The organism is Streptomyces ossamyceticus, from assembly GCF_001418475.1.
Classification (GTDB): Bacteria; Actinomycetota; Actinomycetes; order Streptomycetales; family Streptomycetaceae; genus Streptomyces; species Streptomyces ossamyceticus.
Window position 1 is genome coordinate 1 of sequence record NZ_LIQX01000876.1, and the last position, 1697, is coordinate 1697.

Sequence of the window (1697 nt, forward strand, 5' to 3'; positions counted from 1 at the left end):
AACGGGCCGCCGCCGCACCGGGCTCCTCCGGTGCGGCGGCGGCCCGTTCGGCGGGCGGTGCGGGCGTCGGTGCGGGTGTGCCGTGGTCCGGGGGTGGCGCGAGACGGTTGCGGTCGATCTTGCCGGTGCCGGTCAGCGGGAGGGTGGCGAGGGCGTGGATCCGGGCCGGGAGCATGTACGGGGGCAGGGTCCGGGACAGGAAGGCGCGGACCTCGCGGGCGTCGGGCTCCGGCGCCCCGGCGCGGGGTTCGACGTACGCCACGAGCCGCCCTCCCCGCAGCAGCACGGCCGCGCGGGCCAGGCCCGGGTGGGCGAGGAGCGCGGCCTCGACCTCGCCGAGTTCGACGCGGTGGCCGCGGACCTTGACCTGGTCGTCGAGGCGGCCCAGGAACTCCAGCACCCCGTCCGCCGTACGGCGGACGCGGTCGCCGCTGCGGTACCAGCGCCGCCCGTCCCGCTCGGTGAAGGCCGCCGCGGTGAGGTGCGGGTCGCCGAGGTAGCCGGCGGTGAGTCCGGTTCCGGCGATGAGGAGTTCCCCGGCCTCCCCGGGGGCGCGGGCCCGGCCGTCCGCGTCGACGACCGTCAGTTCGGTGCCGGCGATCGGGCGGCCGATGGGGAGGTGGCGGACGTCGTCGGCGGGGCGGGTGTCGATGATGTGGCAGGTCGCGTTGATGGTGGCCTCGGTGGGGCCGTACAGGTTGGCGACCCGATGGCGGACACGGCGGGCATCGGAGGTGCCGGGGACGCCCGGGACGCCGGGGGAGTGGGCCGGGGTGGACGTCGCGTCGAGGAGGTCGAACCAGCGGCGGACGTGGGCCGCGGGGAGGGCCTCGCCGCCCACGTGGACCCAGCGCAGCGCGGAGAGGTCCGGGGACGCCGCCCCGTCCCGGCGGACACGCTCCTCCGCGGCGGTCAGCAGGCGTTCCCAGAGCGTCGGGACCGAGCTCCACACCGTGATGCGGTCCGCCACGACCCGGTCGAGGAGCGCCTCGGGGTCGCGCAGCAGATCGCGGGAGACGGTGTGCACCGAGGCGCCGACGAGCAGCGGGGCCAGCAACTGCCGTACGGAGGCGTCGAAACAGACCGACGCGGTCTGCGCCAGCCGGTCGCCCGGACCGTAGCCGAAGGTGGCGAGCGCCCAGTCGAGGTAGTTCGCCATGGACCGGTGGGTGACGGGCACGGCCTTCGGACGGCCCGTCGAGCCGGAGGTGAAGATGACGTACGCGACGGCCTCGGGGTCGTACGGGGGGCAGTCGAGGAGGTCGGCGGCGGCCTCCTCCGGGAGCGGGGAGGAGACGTCGGCCGTGGCGACCGGGAGCGAGTGGGCCTCGGTCACGGCGACCGGGCGTGAGGGTGCCTCGGTCGTGACGACCGGGACGACCCCCTCCAGCCGGGCGGCGGCCTCGTGGTTCGCCGGGTCGCACACCAGGACACGGACGCCGGTACGGGCCAGTTGGTCCCGGTGCCGGGCGGCGGGGTGGGTGGCGTCCAGCGGTACCCAGCCGGCGCCCGCGCGCAGGATGCCGACCACCCCGGTGACGGTGGCGGTGCCGCCCGGTTCGGTGAGCAGTCCGACGAGGTCGCCGGGGCGCACCCCGTGCGCGCGGAGCCCGGCGGCGAGGGCGGCGGACGCGGTGTCGAGGGCCGCGTAGGTGAGGGTGGAGTCGCCGTGTGGACGGCGACTCCACCCTCACCTA

The 1697-nt window shown here is 76.7% G+C and carries 1 pseudogene; it reads right to left on the reverse strand.

The features are described 5' to 3' along the window. Window positions 1-1663 (reverse strand): annotated as a pseudogene (locus tag AOK15_RS40030) (amino acid adenylation domain-containing protein); the annotation flags it as partial. Between the last annotated feature and the right edge of the window lie 34 nt (window positions 1664-1697).